Consider the following 3,378-nt stretch of genomic DNA (forward strand, 5'->3'; position numbering starts at 1 on the left):
CGGCCGGGCGGGGACCTGGTCGCCGCCGTGGACCGGCTGATGCGGCACGCCGACCGGTCCCGCCGGCTGCGGGTCCGCGCGAATGCCGACACCGGGCCGGACGCCGCGCGGGCCCGCCGGTTCGGCGCTGCGGGCATCGGGCTGTGCCGCACCGAGCACATGTTCCTCGGGGATCGTCGTACCCTGGTCGAGCAGATGATCCTCGCGGGAACGCCGGCCGAGCGGACCGAGGCGCTCAGCCGGCTGCTTCCCCCGCAACGGGAGGATTTCGTCGAGATCTTCACCGCGATGGACGGTCTGCCCGTCACGGTCCGGCTGCTCGATCCGCCGTTGCACGAGTTCCTCCCGGACCTCACCGAGCTGTCCGTGTCGATCGCCGCCGCGGACGCCGCCGGAAGGCCGGTCGGCGACGCCGACCGGGCGAGGCTGGCGGTCCTGCGCAGCATGCACGAGACCAACCCGATGCTGGGTCGCCGCGGCGTCCGACTCGCTCTCACCGTCCCGGGGCTGGTGGAACTGCAGGCGCGGGCGATCGCCGAGGCGCTGGTGCGCTGCCGCAGCGTAGGCGGTGATCCCCGTCCCGAGATCATGGTTCCGTTCATCTCCACCGCGACGGAGCTGGATGCCATCCGGGACCGGGTGCGCGGGGTGCTGGCCGAGGTCGGCACCGAGAGCGGCCTGGAGATCGACCTGCCGATCGGCACGATGATCGAGGTTCCGCGGGCGGCGCTCACCGCGGACCAGATCGCCTGGCGCGCCGAGTTCTTCTCGTTCGGCACCAACGACCTCACCCAGCTGCTCTGGGGTTTCTCCCGGGATGACGTCGAGGCATCGTTGCTGCCGCGCTACCTTGACCTCGGCATCCTCGCCGGGTCGCCGTTCGCGTCGGTGGACCGCGACGGGGTGGGCGCCCTGATGAGGACGGCGGTCCGGGCTGGGCGGGGCGCTCGGCCCGATCTCGGCCTTGGCGTCTGTGGCGAGCACGGCGGTGATCCCGACTCCGTGCACTTCTTCGCCGAACTCGGGCTCGACTACGTCTCCTGTTCGCCGTTTCGGGTGCCGGTGGCCCGGCTGGAGGCCGGGCGTGCCGCGGTTCTTGGCCGGTCGACGGTCGGGTGAGTTTCCGCCTGGCTCGTTTCCTGCCCTTTCCGGGCCGGGATCCCGATCGGGGCTGGGCGGATGAAGGGGGCAGTTGCCCTGTGATGTCGGTCGTGTGCCCATAGGGACGCTACTGTTCGTTCGTGTGGGCCTGTCCCGTCCTCGTCTCATCGTCAACCCGTTTCGCGTGACCTGGTACCGCGTGCCATGGTGGCGTTGGATGATGCGGGCGGTGGCGGCTGTCCTCCTCGGCATCATGGTTCTCGCCGTGGTGACGTTTCTGCAGGTCTGGTGGGTGGGCAGGGAGGATCACCGGCCCCGGTCCGACGTCCTCGTGGTGCTCGGTGCTTCGCAGTACGACGGGCGTCCCTCGGCGGTCCTCGCCGCCCGTCTCGACCACGTGCTGGAGCTCTACCGGGAGGGAATCGCCCCTCAGGTGATCACAGTCGGTGGGAAGCAGCCGGGCGACCGTTACACCGAGGGCGAGGCCAGCGCGACCTATCTGCGGCAGCGGGGTATCCCCCCGGATCGGGTGCTCGTCCTACCCGAGGGTTCGAACACGCTCGGATCGCTGACCGCCGTAGCCGGGTTGATGAACTCGCGGCACTGGCACACCGCCGTGCTGGTAACCGATCCCTGGCACAGCCTGCGTTCTCGGACGATGGCCCGTGACCTCGGTGTTGACGCCGTCACCTCCCCGGCCGACCGGGGGCCGGCCGTCCACGGCTTCGGCACGCAGGTCCGGTACATCATCCGCGAGGGGATCGGTTACCGGTGGTACCAGCTCTTCCGCCAGGCATCACCACCTTCGGCGACCACCCGGGCCGTCTGACACCGGGTCGACGCTCGTCGGCAGCAGCGGATACGAACCCGTGATGCCTCTGACATATCAAGGCCCACTTCGGCTCTCTTTGCCGTCGGCCGCCGCTGATACGGTTCGGATCGCCGGGTGAGGGGGTAGTGCGACACGTGGTAGTGAGGCAAAGCGGCGGAGTCGGCTGCCCGCGGCGCGAGAGAACCCTCCGGAGATTACCTTCCGGGTGTGGAACGACACTGTAAGGAGACTGGTGTGGCAACTCCCGTATCCGAGAGCACGGTCGGGACGGCCGACCTGGAGACGGTTCGGGAACTCGCGCAGCAACTGCGGGTCGACTCGGTGCGCAGCAGCACCTCGGCGGGTTCCGGGCATCCCACCTCGTCGATGTCGGCCGCGGACGTGCTGGCGGTTCTCGTCGCGCGCCACCTTCGGTACGACTGGGACAACCCGGCGGACCCGGCGAACGATCATCTGATCTTTTCGAAGGGGCACGCATCCCCGCTGATCTACTCCATCTTCAAGGCGGTCGGGGTCGTCGGTGACGACGAGTTGATCAATGGCTACCGCCGTTTCGGTGAGCGGCTTCAGGGCCACCCGACGCCTGTCCTGCCGTGGGTCGACGTCGCGACCGGGTCGCTCGGGCAGGGCCTGCCCGACGGCGTGGGCGTCGCGCTCGCCGGTAAGTACCTGGACAAGGTGCCCTACCGGGTCTGGGTGATCTGCGGTGACAGCGAGATGGCGGAGGGCTCGGTCTGGGAGGCACTGGACAAGGCCTCCTACTACAACCTCTCCAACCTCATCGCGATCGTCGACGTCAACCGGCTCGGCCAGCGCGGCCCGACCGAGCTCGGCTGGGACCTCGACACCTACGCCAGGCGGGTGGAGTCCTTCGGCGCTCGCGCGGTCGTCGTTGACGGCCACGACATCGCCGCGATCGACGCGGTGCTCGCCGACGCCGAGGACGTCACCCGGCCGACCGTCATCCTCGCCCGCACCCGCAAGGGCGAGGGCTTCTCCGAGACCGCGGACGTCGAGGGCTGGCACGGCAAGCCGTTCCCCGCCGACATGGCCGACCGCGCCATCGCCGAGCTCGGCGGCCTGCGCGACCTGCGGGTTCGCGGTCCGGTGCCGCCCGCGGGCCTCCCCCGACCGGCGCCGGTCGAGCGGCCCGTCATCACACTGCCCACCTACGATCTCGGCGCCAAGGTGGCGACTCGGCGCGCCTACGGCCAGGCGCTCGCCGCGCTCGGAGCCCGCACCGACGTGGTGGCGCTCGACGCGGAGGTCAGCAACTCGACCTACTCCGAGGACTTCGCCAAGATCTACCCGGACCGCTTCTTCGAGATCTTCATCGCCGAGCAGCAGCTCGTCGCGGCGGCGGTCGGGCTGTCGGTGCGTGGCTACGTGCCTTTCGCCTCCACGTTCGCGGCGTTCTTCTCCCGGGCCTACGACTTCATCCGGAT

The 3,378-nt window shown here is 69.9% G+C and carries 3 protein-coding genes; all 3 read left to right on the plus strand.

Annotated elements, in window-relative coordinates; translation table 11 throughout:
* A partial coding sequence (locus tag AC08ON_RS00860; protein ID WP_476616289.1) for a putative PEP-binding protein occupies positions 1–1,119 on the plus strand: 1,119 nt, incomplete at its 5' end.
* 124 nt (positions 1,120–1,243) lie between these two features.
* On the plus strand, positions 1,244–1,930 hold the full coding sequence (locus AC08ON_RS00865; RefSeq protein ID WP_035730080.1) for a YdcF family protein: 687 nt from the start codon (positions 1,244–1,246) through the stop codon (positions 1,928–1,930).
* A gap of 237 nt (positions 1,931–2,167) precedes the next feature.
* Positions 2,168–3,378 (plus strand): transketolase (locus AC08ON_RS00870; protein WP_476616290.1); only part of this gene is annotated, 1,211 nt, incomplete at its 3' end.

This window comes from Frankia sp. CoWAU3 (genome assembly GCF_977971855.1).